Here is an 18,418-nt window from a genome sequence, read left to right as displayed (position 1 = left end):
CATATACAAGGCCGACGTGAAGGAGTGCGTATGACCGACGGAACCCCCGCGGAGGCGGGATGGTTCGAAAACGCGGACGCCGGCGACGGCGCGGCGGCGACGGCGATTCGGGAGGGCCGCGCGGAGACGCCCGCCGACTGGCCGACGCGGGCCGTAGACGCCGGGTTCGCCGCCGACGAGGCGGACTACTACGAGAAACTCCGCGCCGCGGCTATCGACGCGGCGCGCAACTCCGCCGCCGAACGCGAACGCGCCGACGACAAGCAACTGGTCCACGCTGTCCGGGCGATGGACGACGCCGAACGCACGGCGAACGAACTCGCCGAACGCCTCGCGGAGTGGGCCGGGACGCTGTACGACGACGCGGGCGTCGGCGTCGACGGCGCGCGCGACATCGCCGAGAGGGAGGCCGAGACGCCGGTCGAGGAGCGAGTCGTCTCCCTCGCGGAACGCGTCGCGGACCTCGCGGACGAACGCGACGACCTGCGGGCGTTCATCGAGACGCGCGCGCCCACCGTCGCGCCGAACCTCTCGGAGATGGCCGGGCCGGTCCTCGCGGCGCGACTCGTCGCCCTTGCGGGCGGCCTCGAATCGCTCGCGAAGAAGCCCTCCGGGACCGTGCAGGTCCTCGGCGCGGAGGACGCCCTCTTCGCGCACCTCCGCGGCCGCGGGTCCTCGCCCAAGCACGGCGTCATCTTCACCCACGAGTACGTCCGCGGGACGCACCCCGAGAATCGGGGATCCGCCGCCCGCGCGTTCGCCGGGAAACTCGCCATCGCCGCCCGAATCGACCACTACGCCGGCGACTTCCGGCCGGAACTCCACGAGGAACTGCGGGAGCGAATCGAGACCATCCGGGCGCGGGAGGCGGGCGAGTGAGCGACTCCCTGCCCGCGGGCGTCGAACGCCGCACGTTCGACGGCCGAGAGAGACTGGCGACGCGGGGGGCGACCGTCTACGGCGAACCGACCGACGAGGGGTGGCGCGCGTGGGACGCGGGCCGGTCGAAACTCGGCGCGATGCTCGAACTCGGCGTCGAGACGCGGTTGGAGGGCGGCGAGACGGTCCTCTACCTTGGCGCGGCCTCCGGAACGACCGTCTCGCACGTCGCGGACTTCGCCGGGCCGACGTACGCCGTCGAGTTCGCGCCGCGCCCCGTCCGCGACTTGGTCGGCGTCGCCGAGGACCGCGAGAACCTCTTCCCCCTGCTGAAGGACGCGCGGAAGCCCGAGACGTACGCGCACGTCGTTGAGGCGAACGTGGACTGCATTGTCCAAGACGTGGCGACGCGGGGGCAGGCGACCGTCGCCCTCCGGAACAGGCGGTTCCTCGCCGAGGGCGGCCACCTCCTCGCGGCGGTCAAGGCCAGAAGCGAGGACGTCCTCGAAGACCCCGATGACGTGTTCGAACGGGTCACCGACGAACTGCGCGAGGGGTACGAGATTCTGGAGACGGTGCGCCTCGACCGGTACCACGACGACCACCTCGGCGTCGTCGCGAAACCGCGTTTTGCGGACCGTAGCATGTAACGCTGCGACGTCGCCCGCCCGAAGTGAGGTCGGACGGCCGCGCGCGTTCGATCGTCCCCCTCGCCGGGGTCCACGACATATTTAATCGACCGTCTCGAACGACGGAGCGATGGAGCTAGGGTCCGCGGACGCGTTCGACCGGATGGGTACGCTCGGCGTCGAAGAGGAGTTCTACATCGTGGACGCCGAGGGCTACCCCACCTCGGGCATCGCGGACTTGATATACGACCACGAACCCTCGGGGATACTCGAAGGCCGTTTGGACCACGAACTGTTTCAGTTCACCATCGAGACGCAGACGCCCCTCATCGAACACCCCGACGAGGCCGAAGAGAACGTCCGCGCCGTCCGCGAGGCACTCGTCGAACACGCCGCCGAGTACGGCTACCGCATCGCCGGGGCGGGTCTGCACCCCGCCGCGAAGTGGCGGGAACTCGACCACGCGACGAAACCGCGGTACAAGGCGCAACTCGACCGCATCCAGTACCCGCAGCACCGAAACACGACCGCCGGCCTCCACGTCCACGTCGGCGTGGACGACGCGGACAAGGCGACGTGGGTGGCGAACGAACTCCGGTGGTACCTCCCGCCGGTGTTGGCCCTCTCCGTGAACTCGCCGTTCTGGAACGGGTTCGACACCGGCCTCTCGTCGGCCCGCGCGAAGGTGTTCGAGAACCTCCCGAACACGGGCATGCCGACGCACTTCGAGGACTTCGAGGCGTACCGGCGGTTCGAACGCCGGATGGTCGAGTCGGGGTCGATAAACGACCGCGGCGAACTGTGGTACGACGTGCGCCCCCACACGGGCCACGGCACCGTCGAGGTCCGGACCCCCGACGGGCAGGCGGACCCCGAAATCACGATGGCGTTCGTCGAGTACGTCCACGCACTCGTCCTCGATTTGGCGGACCGCTACGAGGACGGCGAGTCGGGCGCGGACGTCCGCCGGGAACTCCTCGACGAGAACAAGTGGCGCGCGATGCGCTACGGCCACGACGCGGAGTTCATCACCCGAGACGGCGAAGGGACCGTCTCCCTCGAATCGTTCATCGCCGAGGAGTGCGACAGACTCGGCGTCACCGGCCTCCGCGAGGTGTACGGTCGAGAAAGCGGCGCGGAGAGACAGCGACGAATCCACGAGTCGGAGGGGTTGGACGCCCTCTGTCTCGACCTATGTCTCGACTGACGCCACGGAAAACTTTTCAAGGTCCGGTTTTGTCCCTGTTGATAGAACAGTATGTCTGCGGACGATATCGACGACGACGCCACGGATGCGGGGACTGCCGACATTGACGAGGCGCAGAGCGTCTCGTCAGACAACCAGAACGCTTCGCGTTCTGATGACACCGACGAGGTAGCCGCCGCCGAATCGACCACGGAACGCTCGCCGCGAACGCGTCTCGAAGCGGAGGCCGACCGCGCCGTAGAGGAGTTCGACGAGGGAATCGTCGACCTCTTGGCGTGGCTTCTCGACACGGAGACGCGCGCTCGAATCTACGTGTTCCTCCGACAGCACCCTCACTCGACCAGCGAGGAAGTCGCCGACGGGACGGGACTGTACCCGAGCACGGTGCGCGAGGCGTTGGCGGAACTCCACGAGGAGGAGACGGTCGTCCGCCGGAAGCGGCAGAACTCCGGCGCGGGCAACAACCCCTACGAGTACACGGCCATCCCGCCGAGCGAACTCGTCCACGGGGTCGTCGGGCAGGTGCAGTCGCAGTTGAACACGGTGTTCAACCTCGACCGGCGTCTCGGCGGCGCGGACGCCGCCGGCGACGCGGAACCGGTCACCATCACCGTCGAGCAAGCGACCGAGGAGTGACCGGTTCGCCGCCGAGGCTGCCGACGCGGCGCGGTCTCTCTCTTCCGAGCCGACCTGTTTAAGTCGCGGCGGGCCGACGCCCGGATATGAACGTCGCGCTGGGGGGGACCTTCGACCCGGTCCACGACGGCCACGTCGCACTCTTCGAGCGGGCTTTCGAACTCGGCGACGTGACCGTCGGTCTCACGAGCGACGAACTCGCGCCCGAGACCCGCCACGTGGACCGCTACGTCCGGTCGTTCGAGGAGCGACGCCGCCGCCTGGTCGAGGAACTCGAACCCCTCGCGGAGGAGCACGACCGCTCCTTCGAGGTTCGAGAACTCACCGAACCCACCGGCATCGCCACCGAACCGCAGTTCGACGCCCTCATCGTCTCCCCGGAGACGACCGACGGCGCGGAGCGAGTCAACGAGATTCGAAAGGAGCGCGGTCTGGACCCCCTCGACGTGGAGGTGGTGGACCACGTCGTCGCCGAGGACGGCGAGCGCATCTCCTCGACGCGGATCGTCCAAGGCGAAATCGACCGCCACGGGAACGTGACGCCCGAACGCGAGGGGCGCGACGCGATGGAACCGGTAGACGACGACGGTGACGGCGACGCGGACTCCTAATTCACCACGACGGCGGGCGGAACCCGGCGTCTTCGAGGATGTCTTTCCACCGCTGTTGGATGCTCAGCCGAGTGACGTCGGCGGCGTCCGCGACGTCCGTCTGTGAGCGTTCTTCGCCCGCGATGAGAGCCCCGGCGTAGAGGCTGGCGGCGGCGATGGCCTTCTTCGATCGGTCGGACGCCGGTATCTGCGAGAGGAACATATCCGATGCGTAGGACCGCGCTTCGGAGCCGAGTTCGAGTCTGTCCGCCGCCGTTTCGATGTGCGTCAGCCACTCCTCGTTCTCGACTCGGTCCCTGGCGCTGTACATGCCAGTTCGTTGCGCGCCATCGTACATGAACCCTCCGCGCGGAACGACAGTTTGATTGTCTCGATGGGGCTAGCAGGGAGTGCGCGCGGGTAGCCAAGCCTGGCCAACGGCGCAGCGCTTAGGACGCTGTCCCATAGGGGTCCGCCGGTTCGAATCCGGTCCCGCGCATACGCGGCTCCGCCGCGTCTTGCGATTTTCACTTCGGCAGGAGACCCACAATGGAAGACCTGCCAATCACGCTCTCGCGCTGTAACGTTTTCACCAACAGGAAGTTGGACATCGAACGCCCCATCCCCGTAGTGCCGAAATCGCACGACCGGGCGCTGAACGAGAAGCAACTTGTAGACTACAAAGACAGGAGAGTCCGGTTCCTGTCATGGCTGTTGAAGGTTGGGAAGACCCCCGAGAAGGCCGAAGGGTACTCTCCGTACACCGTTTACTCCACGGCGTACCGAACTGCGCGCTTCGACCTGTGGCTATGGGAGCAGAAGAACGAGTACAGATACCCGCCTCAATCCGATGACGCCGCCGCCTACATGGACTGGTTGGCGTTCTCCGACAAGAGTCAGGTGATGAAGGGTAAGGCGCAGGAAGGACTCCAGCACCTCTCGAAGTGGCTCCACCACGAGTACGGGTACGACGAGTGGGAGTTCGAGTACTCGTTCGACGGGTCCGGCGGCAACCACCAGCCACAGGACTTCCTCACACGCGAAGAACGCCGCGCTATCCGGCAGGCGGCCCTCAACGAGGGAAACATCCCTGCTTACGATTCCCTCTCCGCAGAGGAGTGCAACAGGTGGAAACTCTACATCTCGAACGCACTCGGTAAGCCCTACGACGAGGTGACACGCGATGACTGGGGCGAGGTGAACGGCTGGGAAATCACGTCCCTCGTCTGGACCAGCCTTGATGCCGGTCTTCGGCCCAACGAGGTTCGCAACGCTCGGACGGAGTGGGTAGATACGAAGAACGGGATTCTCCGTATCCCGAAAGACGAGTCCTCGAAGAACGAGGGCAACTGGACCGTCAGCCTCACGGAGCGAACTGCAACTGCGCTATCTCGGCTACTTTTATCATAGCCTATTGAGTTGAGGCCGTTAATGGCAGACGCCTCGGCTCTACATAACTCGCTCCAAGCTATCGCCGGACAGGTCAATGGCGACATGAGCGAGCGTGACGTTGAAAATCTATTCTTAGAACACGAGTTCTATGACGCACTTGACTATGAGGGAACCGGGACAGACATTCGTAGCGAGTTCACGCTTCCGGACGACAGGCGGCCCGATTACATCACTCTCGATTCAAGCGAGGCGGTTACAGCAGTCTACGAGTTCAAGACAACCGGTCGTGACCTGCCGCCTCACGAGTCGCAACTGTTCCACTATATGGACTACCTCCGCGCCGAGTTCGGCGTGTTGACCAACGGAGAACAATTGAGGCTCTATCGTCGTGGAGAATCTTCTCCTATCCTGATTATCCCCCTCGACTCGGCAACCGAAAGCGACGCTCGTGACCTCGTCAGTTCGCTCCGAAAACGGAACTTCGACCTCACGAACCCGGACCACGTGAACCGATTTCTGTCTAACCTCGACCCCATCCCATTAGACGAGCAAGCCGAACTCGGACAGGCTCACTTCTTTGACACCTTCCGACTCGAAGAAGACAGCCCCTTCGCGGACCTCGTCACGGGAATGATGGACCTTCTCTATGAACTCCGTGACGAAGAGGAAGAGAAGTTCGTGAAGGGGGCGTACGACTTTTGGGAAGCAACTTACGCAAGCGAACCAGACGAAGTCCCCGACTCTTGGGACCCGTTCATCGACGGAAAGCAATCACTGCGTGATTTCATGTTCTGCTTGGAGAGCGCTCACGCCATGCTCGCGCGGTTGCTTCTGACGAAGGCGACCGAGGACCACGAATTCTTCGAAGGAACCGGGTACAATGGGATGGAGGACTATTTCCATGGACTTCAGGGCTTTAGTGACTCTATCAACCTTGACGCTTTCCCGGTCGCAGCGGATAACCTCATTGACGATATGCAGGAACAGTTAGTCGAAGGTCTGTTCCAAGACGACATTTTTGTCTGGTGGACCGACGGGTACGTGGAACAACTTTCCCGACAACACGCGACTGGCGCGAATCAGTTCGCTGCTGTCGCAGAGGGTACAGGCAGTGTTGAACGGATTAGTGCGGCTACCCGAGACCGGTTCAGTCGAGCTGTTGCAGAGGTGTTTTTCAATATCCTTCGGTTCGATTTTTCTAACGTCGAAGGCGACCTGCTTGGGGACCTTTACCAACGGTACTTCGACCCGGAGACGCGAAAGGCACTCGGAGAGTTCTACACACCGCAACCAGTCATCGACTACATCATGGATGGCGTCGGCTACGAGCGCGGTGTCTCTAACAAGCGACTCATTGACCCTGCTTGTGGGTCAGGGACGTTCCTCGTGGAGGCTGTAGAGCGGTATATTGAGGACATATATCGCTACGAAGAGAATCCTGATTGGGAGGAGCGTCTCCGTGACCTCTGTACCCGTCCTCGTATCGTCGGCCTCGACATCCATCCGTTCGCCGTCCTCATGGCACAGATTCGCTTCGTCGTCGCAGTGTTACCCGCCTACCGAGAAGCGAAACGAAGTAATCCCAATTTCACCCTGCGTCGGCTGCCCATCTACCGAACTGATTCGCTCCGAAACGAGCGGAAACTCTCCGGGGTGAACTTGGGGACCGGAGACGCCGAGAGTTGGCAGTCGCCGCTCGATGCGTGGGATGAAGACGAGAAGGAGGTCATGGTCCCCGTTCCGCTCCCGGTCGAAGTGGACGAGGAAGACGGGATAGAAACCGAGGCTGGATTCCTCGTCCGTCGAGTCCGTATGCCGCTCTACACGACGATTCGAGCGGAGACGGATGTACAGAACTTCGGGGAGTATTTCGCGGCCCTGCAAGGTGTATTGGACACCGTCAAAGACCACATGGCAGAGTTCGACGATACCGCTGATTGGGATTGGACATACAGCGGTGGACTTGAATCCCGCATCAACCGGTACACTTCTCAAGAGTACGACGGCTTAGAGGACTTCTTCGAGGAGTACGTGAACGATATGCTGGAGAACGTTCGCTACCTCAAAGAAGAACACAACGACGGTCGGCTGTTCAAGATGTTCGAGGACACGGTCTTGGCCTTGGTCGTCAAGAACTACATGGAGTACGACTACGTGGTCGGAAATCCACCGTATGTCCGAATCCAAAACCTGCCGGACAAGCAGAAGGAGATGATGAGTCGCCTATACGACGCGACAACCGGGAACTACGACATCTACTGTCCCTTCTACGAGCGCGGCCTCGACTGGCTAAGAGCGGACACGGGGAAACTCGGATTCATTACCCCAAATCAGTTCATGGTCACGGATTACGGCGAGGGTCTGCGGAAGGTCCTGCTCGAAGACAGCCGTATTCAGGAACTCTACGACTTCCGTGACTCTGGAGTGTTCGAGGACGCGACCAACTACCCCGCCATCGTAATCCTTGAGGATGAATCCGATGAGGCCGCCCGCCAAGAGAACCAGATTCGGTGTGTCCGTGTAAAGGCGAACACGGACGAGGAGAATGACCGGGAAGTAGACGAGGCCGTCATTGAGTCGGTACGCGAGCATCGGGGTGAGTCGGGATACAGTGACGAGTTCATTGACGTGTTCGACTTCCCGCAAAGGAAACTCTCGGAGGAAGGATATTGGCCGTTTATGCCTCCCGAGGAGTTGCAAGTATTCGAGAAATTGGAGTCCCGTAGCACCGACAACTTCGGAGAAATCACCGACGCAATCTTCGCAGGAACACAAACAAGTGCAAACAAGGTTTATTTGGTCAAACCGGTCAATGCTGACCGTATTGAGCCGGATGATGGTGGAGACACTGTCAGGGTCGTTCCCACAGGCGAAAATCAAGAATACGAAATTGAGACAGACCTGCTGTGTCCGTGGTTAAAGGGTAAAGACGTTGAGCGGTGGCGGGGAGAGTGGTCAGGCCTTCATGTTATTCTCCCCCACTATGTCGAAGGAGAGGGAGATGAAGCGACCACAAAGGCATACGATGCCGAGTATCTACAACAAGAACTTCCGCTGACGTGGCAGTATTTTGAGGCTCACCGAGGAAAGTTAGAAAGCCGTGAGAGTGGCCGGATGGACAGTCGAGAAGACTGGTATGCCTTCATCTACCCAAAGAGTCACGAACGGTTCGAGAAGCCGAAAATAATCGGCGCTCATATCTCGAAAAACTCGCGGTTTATGATAGATAGCGATGGGATGTGGTACTTCAAAACTGCCTACGGTATTGAGTTGGACAAGCCGTACCGTGACCTCACCGAGGAGATGGCTTGCCAACTGAACTCGAAGGCTATCGACTTCTATTTCAAACACATCACGACGGTCAAGATGGGTGGCTACTACGAGTACCGGTCCCAATACGTCGAGAAACTTCCCTGCGTCACTGACGACACTGCTGGCGTCTTCGGATTGATGCGCGAGAAGGCCGAGAAAATAGTCGAAACTATCGACCTCGACAGCAAGACCAATCGCTTCCCCGAGGCGTACCTTGGCGAGTATGACGGAGAACTCGATTACATCAACTACGAGTGGCAGACTCGCCGGTATCCGGTGAACGCCGACGTGCAGGGTGATGTAGAGGGGGACTTCACGGTGCAAGCCGGACGGTCCGACACCATTAGCCACCCTGCGATGTATTCCGATGACCGCGAGGCCCGGAAGATGCGAGCGGAGTACGTTCACGCCGCCGTGAACGGTCGGAACGTCAAGAGTGGTGAGGAGACGACTATTCCAATCCCACAGAGCGACAACGGCGTAGAGGAACTACTGACTCGACTGGAAGACGACCGGGTGGAGGTTGAACAGACGGACATTGACGAACTTGAAGCAGAGATTGATGATGCAGTATACCAGTTATTCGACCTCACGGATAACGAGCGCCAAGTCGTAGAGGACTACCTGGAAGTATTCTAATTCTGCTTGTTTGTATATTCGATTATCGCGCTGGGTTCAGCAGTCCGTTGAAGGGGGTCAAAATACAGGATTCCCAACCCAATAATGTGAGCCGACTCTACCTCACACGCTCTCTGTCTCAATTGTCTCCTCGTATGTGGATTTATTCGTGTAGCCATCCCCCTCTCCGAATATAGCATTTCGAAGATATTCTTTACGTGTGTCTGGAAAATCGTAGGTAGAGTACATAAACCCGTAAGCACCAGAAATTGAATCGCCTAAAGAATCTTCTCTTAATGAGGCTGCCTGACCCTGCATCTCCTTTTCTGTATACTGTTTTTCTTCCAGAATATCCGTATATCTAAATGTAACGTATATTGGTAGGTATGCCTCCTCCAGGTTAACCTCACCTGGACGCAAATCCTGAATTAAGTCCCCGTACTTCTTGTCATTTGCCAGTCCTGTAACTGAGGTCTGGAAGTCGCCATTAACAAAGGACCTCACTTTCTCCCATATATCCTTCTTTTCTTCAACTACCTTGACTCTAAATTTAGGAGTGAGAATAACCTTCTCATCTCCAGGAGTTGTTATTGACGATGTTGGACCTACATCAGATTCGAAATTGGCTCTATATCGGTAGAGTGTCTGATTATGTACGATATCAAAATCTAAAGTTAGTGATTTTAGAGGTCCATTCCCAGTATTTTTGATTTCAGCCTCAAGTTTGTCCCCAGAGAAGTTAACTGAGGCATTCAAATTTGGTGCATACGCTGCCTTTGTGGCTTTTACCTGTTCTTGTGTAAGGAGTGTGAGTCTACCAGTAGACCAAGCATACACTATCGTGACGATAACCAATCCTAATGTAGCGATTCCAGAGGCTACTCCCGAAGAGTATCCCTCATTTTGGAATACTTGGAGTAATATATACGCTGAACCCATAACTGCTAAGAGGGCAATAGATATGGCCCCCCGTGAAATTAGTCTGTTAGCCATGTTCCATATTTTACATTCATGGTGAAAATATGTCTGATTGGGCAGCCTCTAAGTTAGCGTGTAGTCCTCTCTAAGAACCCCTGCCGCTTAGCAGACTTGTCTTGCCTAATTCCAACGAGCGAATCATTCCGCTAACCTTAGGAGTAAAACGGTAAAAATCGTAGCCAATTTTATTGAAAATAGGGGAGGCCGATTTACCAAATTTCGCGCCCCCCTTTCCCGTTCGTGTGCTAACCCCCACCTCTTCGTTGAGGTCCCCGTGAGAGATTCTCGTTCGATTGGAGATGGCTTCCATCCGTTCGTGACTAAACACACTCTCAATTCGGTCGGTCGCGACTGTGGCAATTTGCGCGCGCTCTGCGCGTTCTGCTGCCGAGGTCATCGGATAGACTATCGGAGATTCCAGTTAGGTGTGTCACCTGTGTCTCATACATACTCTAAGGTTACTACAGAGGGTATCCCCTCAGGGAACTACTCGTTAGAATACTTCGAGTAGGAATCCGATGACCCTGCTCGTTACTACAGCACGTTCTTCGAACACGGTGTTCCACCAGAAGGATACTGCGTAATATTCGGTCGCCGAAGCAAGCGAGCGATGCAGAATACTCAAAGAATCAAATGTCAGGGTTAAGGCCCTTCACTCGAAGGAATTGCATGGAACTCACCCCGCAAGAGACCGCATTCTTACTGGACGAGATGAACGAGATAGAGGACGACGAAACTCGGTATCCAACTGTTCGAGTAAGGGCAGAGCATCTTCGTGAAAAGGCAGAGGATGCGCTAACCGAGTAGACGTAACGGTGATGGCCTCATCGGGTTACTACGCTTCGATTCTCAGTAGAGGTGCAACCACTGTTCAAAAGAGGTCATCAGTCGTCTCTGCCTCCCTTATTTTCCCGAGGGTTGTGTACCGAAGGGCCTGTGGATACTTCGATTCAAACGGAACCGGGTCTTCGAGTTCACGCAACGTTCCCGGCTTGAACTTCACGACCATTTTCCCGTCCTCAATGCTCTCTCTGTCCCCGTAACCGAGAGGTGAACGCTCTAAGTCCGCTTCAAAGGGGTCCACAAGTTCATCTACTTCGGCAAAATACCGGACTTCTCCGACATCGCCTGATTGATACATTGCAACGTAGTTTATGTCACGTCCAACTCTGACGAATCCCCACGCAGCATTTTCCTTCAAAAAGACCAACCCGGATTCTTGCATTGGAAATACGGCAACTTCGTCATCTGGATTCCCTTCGATTTCTGCCCGAGAAATTTTACCCACGACTTTGTTTGCCCGCGGTTGTAGAGCATCTGATTCACCCGATGAGGTAGTTGGAGGGTCATCGGTTTTCGACGGTGGATTCTCACTCACGAACCGTCGCTGTTCTCGGAGAGCAGAGACCAGGCTCTGAACGAACTCTCGTGCCTGTTCTTCGAGGTCCATCGGGAACTCTCCGACCTCTGATTCAACTGCTTCTGAGACCGCGTCAGCGACTTCGTCTTCCTCCTCGATGAGGTTGCTGATGACTCTGTTAGTCTGGGCGACTTGCTCTGCGATTTCATCTGCCTTTCCCGACCGAATCGACTCTTTTGAGAGCAGTTCTAAGACTCCCGGATTCTCGGTGAGGTCTTGGAGGCTAAAGCGGACGACCGACACCTCCTCTCCGTTGGTCGCATCTCTCCCTTTGGTCAAGACCTCGAACTCCTTCCCATTCGTCAGAATACCCCAATCTACGTCGAGTTCCTGTCGCATATAACTCTTCAACTGACGGACCTCGCTCTCGGTGAGGTCCGAACGCACCGGCTTCGCTTCAACGAATACGACGGGGGATTCTCCGACGAGCAGAGCGTAATCTACATGCGTACTACCGCTGGCCATCGGAATCGTGTATTCCAGTTCGACCTCCGTGGAATAGAGGTCCCACCCAAGGAGTTCGAGAAACGGCTGGACGAGGCGTACCTTTGTATTCTGTTCGTCCATTTGGGGTGAGGCTTCGATGAGTTGGAGAGACCTCTGGACGTACTCATTAACCTCGTCCTGATCCATACCATGGCTGTTTTTCCAGCGTTTACAAATAATGTGGTGGGTTTCGATCCTTTGAACCAACCCTCAGCGCCCCCTTCGGATTAGTAAGGACAGGAATAGCAACTGGCGCTGTCTTGGAGAAGCGATCATAACAGTTACCGGTTATATTGGTGATGCCGAGGTGAAGATGGGAATAGCCACTCCAAGGTGTCGAGTAATGGCCTAGGGTGTTTAGGCCATGGTCCCATCTGGCCCACCAATTCGAATCCGGTCCCGTGACTCTCACGCTTCCGCACGATAGGGTATTACCATCGGGTCTGGTAGTAGTGACCGATGACCACGTACGAAATCGAACGGCCGGACGGGCCGGAACGGGGAATCCGCGTACGGTGCTCCGAACACGGAGAGGAGAAGGAGTTCCAACCCGGCTATCAGGGGGGTGCGTTCTACTGTTCGGGGTGCGGAATCGAAATCGAGGCTCACCTGCACGACACCCACGACTGGCGGGACTGGGGTGAGCGGTGTTGAGTCCGTCCGGCGGCGTCGGGTCGGAGATGAACACCGAGGTTCGAATCCGGTCACACACGCTTCGACGGCTCCGCCGTCCCGGTATTCTCTCGCCTCGTTTGACCGAAAAAGCAGCCGATGCCGGACGAACGCCCGAATACTGAGCACGAGTCCGCCGTACGGACCGCCGTCCCACCAGGGAGGGCGACAAGCCGCCTCGTCGACTTCCCGGACCCGCCCTCTCTCGACGGTGAAGGGACGGCCGCCCGAAGGTCCAATGGTACGGGGTTCGTTTCCGAAGTAGTATGCCCGACGAGGGTTCGTCTCAACCGATTCGGAAAATCGACGATGCCACGTTCGATGCTCCGCCGCGGAACACCGCCAAGCGCCGACTGTTTCGAACGAAGAGATGGTTTCTACTCGATGCGAACCGCTACGCTGTGGCGCTGAGCCTTCTGAGCGCGAGTTTCGTCGCGATCGTTCTTATCGGTTCGTTCGGCCCCGTCCCCGTCCGAGCCTTCTTGACGGAGGGTGTTTCGCCGGGGACCGTTCTGGTCGAACTGTTGAAGGCGATAGTTTCGGTCGTCGTCATCGTCCTCTCGATCAACCAACTCGTTCTCTCGCCCGGACTGGGGCCCGTGGGTGACCAACAGGAACGCTTCGACCAGTCGATCGACCTGCGGCGAGAGGTGGAAGACCGCGTGGGAATGGAGGTGAGCCCCACCTCTCCGGCAGCGTTTCTCGCGGCACTGCTCGACGCCATCGACGACCAAGCGAGGCACCTCGAAGAGGGAGCGTCCCGTACCGGTGACCGAGCCTTCGAACGGCAAACTACCGCGTTCACGCGCAGGGCTATCGACGAAGCGGAGAGCGTCTCTCCGCTCCTCTCCTCCGGTCGGTTCGGGAAGTTCGACGTGATATCGGCAGCGCTGCGGTTTTCGATTTCGGAGAAGATATGGTCCATTCGCCGTATCAGCAAGACCCACGACGATTCGTTCACGGACCCGGTAACGGAGGCGTTCGACGAGATGCGCGAACTCTTGCGACAGTACACGGTCGCCCGTGAGTACCTGAAGACCGTCTACATCCGGGAAGAGTACATCCGCCTCTCCGAGGGACTCCTCTACACCGGCCTGCCGGCGATTATCCTGACGTTTTGTGCGTCCCAGATTTACGGGCCGGGGGTCTTCCCCGGACAGGCCTTCGGAATCGAAAGGCGCCTTCTGTTCGTCAGCGGAGCGGTGTCGGTCGCTCTCGCACCGTTCGTCTTGCTCATCTCCTACGTGTTCCGCCTCGCGGCGATGTCACGATCGACGCTCTTCGTCGGGCCGTTCGACGCGGGGAAAGAGGGGGAACGAACCGAAGACGGCCCTGGTCACGGTCGCTAACTAGCGGACAGCGGTGGTGACCGGCGGCTCCCCTACTCCTCCGCTTTCTGTCGGTGTTGGCGTATCGCTCACCGCTGTCCTCTGGGAGTCGCCTGTCGGACTCCGGTCCCACGCACGACCGACTGGCCGGTAGCAAAGCCGAGTGGATCCCCGAGAACCTGTTCCACCTCGACCGGAGCGTCCGGCCGGCGATGTGACCGCCGAGCGCTCGTCCGCTTCGTCGACTTTCGACGCGGAGAACTCCCGAAACGGCCGATCGGCCGAGCGGAGGCCGCGCTACCGACTTCTCCCTGACTCTCACTGTTGAGAACAGCCCACAACTCTTTTTCACACCGGCGCTGACGTATCAACGATGGCGGCCTTATCGGACCTCCTCGGAGATCTCGTCGAGAACGTGGACGGATTGTTCCTGTTCTCCCCCAGCAGTTCGTTCTACGAACGCTTCGTCGAAGCGGACCCCGACGTCCCGGTGGTGGTCGTCGCGCCGGAGAACGTCGTCGACGCCGAGACGTACGTCCAACTCCCCTTGGAGTTCGACAACGTCCGCGACCGGATCCGCTTCGGCGTCGAGGGCGCGATGGAACACGGACTCGTCGAGGACGGCGACGCCGTCGCCTGTAGCGTCTCGGTGTTCGACGGCGACATCGACTCGGTGATCCGCGTCCGCGTCAGCGAGGGGATGCGGTCGGGTATCTTCGACCTGTTCGCGAACTCCCGCGCGGACCCGAGCGTCATCCGCGACGTGTTCGAGGTGGCGATAGAGCTCGGGAAGAAGGGCCAGAAGGGCAAGCCCGTCGGCGCACTGTTCGTCGTCGGCGACGCCGGCAAGGTGATGAACAAGTCCCGACCGCTCTCGTACAACCCCTTCGAGAAGTCCCACGTCCACGTCGGCGACCCCATCGTGAACGTGATGCTCAAGGAGTTCTCCCGCCTCGACGGCGCGTTCGTCATCTCCGACTCGGGGAAGATAGTCAGCGCGTACCGCTACCTCGAACCGTCCGCCGAGGGCGTCGACATCCCCAAGGGTCTCGGCGCGCGCCACATGTCCGGCGCGGCGATAACCCGCGACACGAACGCGACGTCCATCGTCCTCTCGGAGTCCGACGGCCTCGTTCGGGCGTTCAAGGGCGGGAAGATGATTCTCGAAATCGACCCGGAGGGGCACTGATGGCCGGGGCGACACTCGCACAGGCCGGGACGGGCAACGGCAACGGGTTCGTCCTCGGAGAACTGTTCAACGCCGTCCCGAGGGACGCGTGGTTGGCGCTCGCAGTCCTCTTCGTGGGCGTCGTCATCGCGTTCGTCCTCGGGTCGCTCACCCGGCGCGTCCTCGACGGACTCGGCATCCCCGAGGCCATCGAGGGGACCGCCTTCGAGCGAACCGCGCGCGACTTCGACACGTCGACGGTAGAGCTGTTGGGGTGGCTCGTCCGCTACTTCGTCATCGGCGTCGCGGTGTTGGCCGCCCTCTCCCTGTCCGACGTGGACTACGCCAATCAGTTCTGGAGTCGCGTCGTGGGGTTCCTCCCGATGCTGTTCTTCGCGGTGGTCATCCTCATCATCGGCATCCTCGTCGGCGACAAGGTGGAACTGCTCATCACGGAGCGACTGCGCGGCGTCAAACTCCCGCAGATAGGCATCATCCCGGCTATCGCCAAGTACACCATCTTCTTTCTGGCGACGCTCATCGCCCTCTCGCAGGTCCGGGTGGCCACGGAGGCGTTGGTCGTCGCCCTCGCGGCGTACCTGTTCGCACTCGTCGTGTTCGCCGCGATCGCGTTCGCGGACCTGCTGAAATCGGGGGCCGCCGGGACGTTCCTGCTTTTGAACCAACCGTACGCGATAGGCGACCGGATCCGCGTCGGCGAGACGAAGGGCATCGTCCAAGAGGTGGACCTGTTCGTCACCCGCATCGAGACGGACGACGAGGAGTACATCCTCCCGAACCAGAAGGTGTTCGAGGAAGGAATCGTCCGCGTCCGGTCGTAACGCCGCCTCTCGCGCCTCCGCTCTCGACGCACCGTCCGCCGAAAACCGACGCGCCGCAGCGAGGTATCGGTCGGTACCGAAGTACCCCGGAAAGTGAAATACCCCCACAACGACGTTCCGCCGCGGACAACGGCCCGGGCGTCCCCGAGTCGCAACGCGACCTCGTCTTCGGCCGCAAGGAGTTCGACCAACTCCACCACGGCACCGGAATCAGCCTCTTCTTCGCGGACAGCGTTCTCGGCGGGTACGGCGGCGACATCTGGGTCGGGGACAACGACCCCCGCGGGGCCGTCTTCAACGTCCGACTCGAACGGCCCTGACCGTCGCCGCGGGTCGCCCCGTCAGTCGCTCTCGTCGTCTCCTCCGCCCATCGGCCGCGCCGGGACGCCCGCGACGGTCGTATTCGGCGGCACGTCCCGCGTGACGAGGGAGTTCGCGGCCACCTGTGCGCCCTCGCCGACGTGGACGCCCGGCAGTATCACCGCCTTCGCGCCGATCATCGCCCTGTCGCCGACGACCACCTCGCCCGTCCGGTACTCGTCCTGCAGGAACTCGTGGCAGAGGATCACCGAGTCGTAGCCGACGACGGCGTGGTCGCCGAGGGTGATGAGTTCGGGCCAGAACACGTCCGGGGTGGCCTCCAGACCCCACGAGACGCCGCGGCCGACGGTGACGCCGAGGCGTCTCAGCGCCCAGTTCTTCAGCCAGAAGAACGGCGCGACGCGGGCCACCCACACGAGGAGGTAGTTCAGCGTCACGCGCCAGAGGGGCTTGGCGTCCGTCCAGTGTCGCAGGGAGTTCAGCGGTCCCGGCGTCGGGTGCGTCGTCACCCGGTGGTGCCGCCGCCCGTCGGAGTCCGCGTCCGTCCCGTCGCTCTCGTCGCTCACGCCCTCGGATTCGCGGGGGCGGTACAAAAGCCATGCCCGGCGTCGTCGCCACGCGGCGTTACTCGCCGCGGAGTTCCGCCGCGTGGTCGATGCGCTTCTGGACGAGTTCGGGTCTGCCGATGTCGTGGCGGATGCGGACGCCCTCGCCGGCGGCGGCCAGTCCCTCCTCGGCCCGCTTCTCGGCCTCCTCGATGGAGTCCGCGACGCCGACGACGGCGAACGACCGCGAGGTGGTCGTGTAGACGCCGTCCTCGCGGGCGTCCACGCTGGCGTAAAAGAGGAGTGCGTCGCCGACGTTCTCTTCGTCCACCGTCACCTTCGCGCCCGAGTCGGGGTCCGTCGGGTAACCCTCGGGGACGGCGTACTTACAGACGGTGGCTTTCCCCGCGAACTCCAGTCGGGGAATCTCCTCGCCGTCGCGTGCCGCCGTTACCACGTCGAGGAACGACGTTTCCAACACGGGCAGCGTGTTCATCGCCTCCGGGTCGCCGAACCGGGCGTTGAACTCGATGACCTTCACGCCCTCGGCGGTGAGCATGAACTGGCCGTAGAGGACGCCCTTGTAGTCGGGGAGGGCTTCGACGGTGGCCTCCAGAACGTCCACCGCGTCGGCGTAGTCGTCGGCGGTCATGAACGGCAGTTGCGGCGCGGCGTCGGTGTAACTCCCCATGCCGCCGGTGTTCGGCCCCTCGTCGCCCTCGTAGGCGCGCTTGTGGTCCTGCACGGCGGGCGTCGGGTGCACCTCGCCGTTCGCCACGAACGCCTGCACGGTGAACTCCTCGCCGACGAGGCGTTCTTCGAGGACTATCTCCTCGTACTCCGACTCGCGGAGGTACTCCTTGGCCTCCTCCTTCGTCACCTGGTCGCCCGTGACTTTCACGCCCTTCCCGCCCGTCAGACCCGCGGGCTTGACCGCCACGTCGCCGTCGTACTCGTCGATGTACTCGCACGCCGCCTCGACGTCCTCGAAGACGGCGAAGTCGGGGCATCCGGGGATTTCCTCCTCCTCCATGAACCGCCGTTGGAACGCCTTGTCCGTCTCGATGCGGGCTTCCTCCGCCTTCGGGCCGAAGGTGTAGACGCCGGCGTCGTCCAAGGCGTCCGCGACGCCCGCCTCCAGCGCGGATTCGGGGCCGACGACGGCCACGTCCGCGCCGACGTCCGCCGCGTAGGCGACGATGTCCTCGGCCGCCGTCTCCGAAATCTGCTCGAACCCGGCCGAAAGCGAGGCGATGCCGGGGTTTCGGTTGCTCGCGCAGGCGTACAGTTCGCAGTCCGAATCCGCGGTCAGGGCGCGGGCTATCGCGTGTTCGCGGCCGCCGCCGCCGACGAGGAGCGCAGTCTCGGTCATACGCGGTACCGCGATGCACGAGA

The 18,418-nt window shown here is 60.6% G+C and carries 16 protein-coding genes, 1 tRNA gene and 1 pseudogene; 13 read left to right on the top strand and 5 right to left on the bottom strand.

Annotated features, from left to right (window positions below):
• Nucleotides 1-30: 30 nt before the first annotated feature.
• The 5 genes from ACZ522_RS04600 to ACZ522_RS04580 all read left to right on the top strand — a co-directional run bounded on the left by ACZ522_RS04600 (nt 31) and on the right by ACZ522_RS04580 (nt 3,962).
• Nucleotides 31-879, top strand: coding sequence for an NOP5/NOP56 family protein (locus ACZ522_RS04600; RefSeq protein ID WP_379695500.1), 849 nt, complete (start codon nt 31-33; stop codon nt 877-879).
• Entirely contained in the window at nt 876-1,529 is a 654-nt protein-coding gene (locus ACZ522_RS04595; protein ID WP_379695502.1) for a fibrillarin-like rRNA/tRNA 2'-O-methyltransferase, read from the top strand. The genes ACZ522_RS04600 and ACZ522_RS04595 overlap by 4 nt, the downstream gene beginning before the upstream one ends.
• Before the next feature lie 109 nt (nt 1,530-1,638).
• Nucleotides 1,639-2,715, top strand: a complete 1,077-nt coding sequence (locus tag ACZ522_RS04590) for a glutamate--cysteine ligase (protein WP_379695504.1) — start codon at nt 1,639-1,641, stop codon at nt 2,713-2,715.
• A gap of 51 nt (nt 2,716-2,766) precedes the next feature.
• A complete protein-coding gene (locus ACZ522_RS04585; protein ID WP_379695506.1) occupies nt 2,767-3,351 on the top strand; it encodes an ArsR family transcriptional regulator in 585 nt (194 codons plus the stop codon).
• Between the two features lie 86 nt (nt 3,352-3,437).
• Nucleotides 3,438-3,962: a phosphopantetheine adenylyltransferase gene (locus ACZ522_RS04580; RefSeq protein WP_379695508.1), complete on the top strand. Its 525-nt coding sequence runs from the start codon at nt 3,438-3,440 to the stop codon at nt 3,960-3,962.
• 1 nt (nt 3,963) lies between these two features.
• Here ACZ522_RS04580 and ACZ522_RS04575 read toward each other — a convergent pair whose 3' ends face one another.
• On the bottom strand, nt 3,964-4,272 hold the full coding sequence (locus ACZ522_RS04575; protein WP_379695510.1) for a cyclin family protein: 309 nt from the start codon (nt 4,270-4,272) through the stop codon (nt 3,964-3,966).
• 83 nt (nt 4,273-4,355) lie between these two features.
• Here ACZ522_RS04575 and ACZ522_RS04570 point away from each other — a divergent pair.
• From ACZ522_RS04570 to ACZ522_RS04560, 3 genes are all read left to right on the top strand, one after another.
• A tRNA-Leu gene (locus tag ACZ522_RS04570) sits at nt 4,356-4,440 on the top strand.
• 50 nt (nt 4,441-4,490) lie between these two features.
• The gene (locus ACZ522_RS04565; RefSeq protein ID WP_379695512.1) at nt 4,491-5,351 is read left to right on the top strand and encodes a site-specific integrase; all 861 of its coding nucleotides are present in this window, start codon (nt 4,491-4,493) and stop codon (nt 5,349-5,351) included.
• Nucleotides 5,352-5,372: 21 nt separating this feature from the next.
• The gene (locus ACZ522_RS04560) at nt 5,373-9,284 is read left to right on the top strand and encodes an Eco57I restriction-modification methylase domain-containing protein (protein WP_379695514.1); all 3,912 of its coding nucleotides are present in this window, start codon (nt 5,373-5,375) and stop codon (nt 9,282-9,284) included.
• 102 nt (nt 9,285-9,386) lie between these two features.
• Here ACZ522_RS04560 and ACZ522_RS04555 read toward each other — a convergent pair whose 3' ends face one another.
• Both ACZ522_RS04555 and ACZ522_RS04550 read right to left on the bottom strand, forming a co-directional pair.
• Nucleotides 9,387-10,256, bottom strand: a complete 870-nt coding sequence (locus ACZ522_RS04555; RefSeq protein WP_379695516.1) for a hypothetical protein — start codon at nt 10,254-10,256, stop codon at nt 9,387-9,389.
• A gap of 856 nt (nt 10,257-11,112) precedes the next feature.
• On the bottom strand, nt 11,113-12,294 hold the full coding sequence (locus ACZ522_RS04550; RefSeq protein ID WP_379695518.1) for a type I restriction enzyme HsdR N-terminal domain-containing protein: 1,182 nt from the start codon (nt 12,292-12,294) through the stop codon (nt 11,113-11,115).
• 312 nt (nt 12,295-12,606) lie between these two features.
• Here ACZ522_RS04550 and ACZ522_RS04545 point away from each other — a divergent pair, with 312 nt between their 5' ends.
• The 5 genes and pseudogenes from ACZ522_RS04545 to ACZ522_RS04525 form a co-directional block, all read left to right on the top strand.
• Complete coding sequence (locus ACZ522_RS04545; protein WP_379695520.1) at nt 12,607-12,801, top strand: hypothetical protein; 195 nt, start codon at nt 12,607-12,609, stop codon at nt 12,799-12,801.
• Between the two features lie 284 nt (nt 12,802-13,085).
• The gene (locus ACZ522_RS04540; RefSeq protein WP_379695522.1) at nt 13,086-14,168 is read left to right on the top strand and encodes a DUF7972 family membrane protein; all 1,083 of its coding nucleotides are present in this window, start codon (nt 13,086-13,088) and stop codon (nt 14,166-14,168) included.
• A 352-nt stretch (nt 14,169-14,520) separates the two neighbouring features.
• Nucleotides 14,521-15,336, top strand: a complete 816-nt coding sequence (gene dacZ, locus ACZ522_RS04535) for a diadenylate cyclase (protein ID WP_379695524.1) — start codon at nt 14,521-14,523, stop codon at nt 15,334-15,336.
• Nucleotides 15,336-16,157 carry a mechanosensitive ion channel domain-containing protein gene (locus ACZ522_RS04530; protein WP_379695526.1) on the top strand — a complete coding sequence of 274 codons (822 nt, stop codon included), beginning with the start codon at nt 15,336-15,338 and terminating at the stop codon, nt 16,155-16,157. The genes dacZ and ACZ522_RS04530 overlap by 1 nt, the downstream gene beginning before the upstream one ends.
• A 122-nt stretch (nt 16,158-16,279) precedes the next feature.
• Nucleotides 16,280-16,477 (top strand): annotated as a pseudogene (locus ACZ522_RS04525) (ATP-binding protein); the annotation flags it as partial.
• Nucleotides 16,478-16,498: 21 nt separating this feature from the next.
• On the opposite strand, the gene ACZ522_RS04520 reads toward ACZ522_RS04525, so the two are convergent.
• Nucleotides 16,499-17,044, bottom strand: coding sequence for an acyltransferase (locus ACZ522_RS04520; protein ID WP_379695528.1), 546 nt, complete (start codon nt 17,042-17,044; stop codon nt 16,499-16,501).
• A gap of 58 nt (nt 17,045-17,102) precedes the next feature.
• A complete protein-coding gene (gene purD, locus ACZ522_RS04515) occupies nt 17,103-18,395 on the bottom strand; it encodes a phosphoribosylamine--glycine ligase (protein ID WP_379695530.1) in 1,293 nt (430 codons plus the stop codon).
• Between the last annotated feature and the right edge of the window lie 23 nt (nt 18,396-18,418).

This window comes from Halopelagius fulvigenes (assembly GCF_055398025.1).
Note: the sequence above shows the minus strand (reverse complement) of the source record. Positions and strands in the feature narration are given on the sequence as shown.

Bases quoted from the DNA above. Each gene is read 5' to 3' on its own strand.
- ACZ522_RS04540 (WP_379695522.1), top strand. From the start codon at position 13,086: ATGCCCGACGAGGGTTCGTCTCAACCGATTCGGAAAATCGACGATGCC.
- ACZ522_RS04555 (WP_379695516.1), bottom strand. From the start codon at position 10,256: ATGGCTAACAGACTAATTTCACGGGGGGCCATATCTATTGCCCTCTTA.
- ACZ522_RS04580 (WP_379695508.1), top strand. From the start codon at position 3,438: ATGAACGTCGCGCTGGGGGGGACCTTCGACCCGGTCCACGACGGCCAC.
- ACZ522_RS04565 (WP_379695512.1), top strand. From the start codon at position 4,491: ATGGAAGACCTGCCAATCACGCTCTCGCGCTGTAACGTTTTCACCAAC.
- ACZ522_RS04530 (WP_379695526.1), top strand. From the start codon at position 15,336: ATGGCCGGGGCGACACTCGCACAGGCCGGGACGGGCAACGGCAACGGG.
- ACZ522_RS04590 (WP_379695504.1), top strand. From the start codon at position 1,639: ATGGAGCTAGGGTCCGCGGACGCGTTCGACCGGATGGGTACGCTCGGC.
- purD (WP_379695530.1), bottom strand. From the start codon at position 18,395: ATGACCGAGACTGCGCTCCTCGTCGGCGGCGGCGGCCGCGAACACGCG.
- ACZ522_RS04545 (WP_379695520.1), top strand. From the start codon at position 12,607: ATGACCACGTACGAAATCGAACGGCCGGACGGGCCGGAACGGGGAATC.
- ACZ522_RS04600 (WP_379695500.1), top strand. From the start codon at position 31: ATGACCGACGGAACCCCCGCGGAGGCGGGATGGTTCGAAAACGCGGAC.
- ACZ522_RS04550 (WP_379695518.1), bottom strand. From the start codon at position 12,294: ATGGATCAGGACGAGGTTAATGAGTACGTCCAGAGGTCTCTCCAACTC.
- dacZ (WP_379695524.1), top strand. From the start codon at position 14,521: ATGGCGGCCTTATCGGACCTCCTCGGAGATCTCGTCGAGAACGTGGAC.
- ACZ522_RS04575 (WP_379695510.1), bottom strand. From the start codon at position 4,272: ATGTACAGCGCCAGGGACCGAGTCGAGAACGAGGAGTGGCTGACGCAC.
- ACZ522_RS04585 (WP_379695506.1), top strand. From the start codon at position 2,767: ATGTCTGCGGACGATATCGACGACGACGCCACGGATGCGGGGACTGCC.
- ACZ522_RS04560 (WP_379695514.1), top strand. From the start codon at position 5,373: ATGGCAGACGCCTCGGCTCTACATAACTCGCTCCAAGCTATCGCCGGA.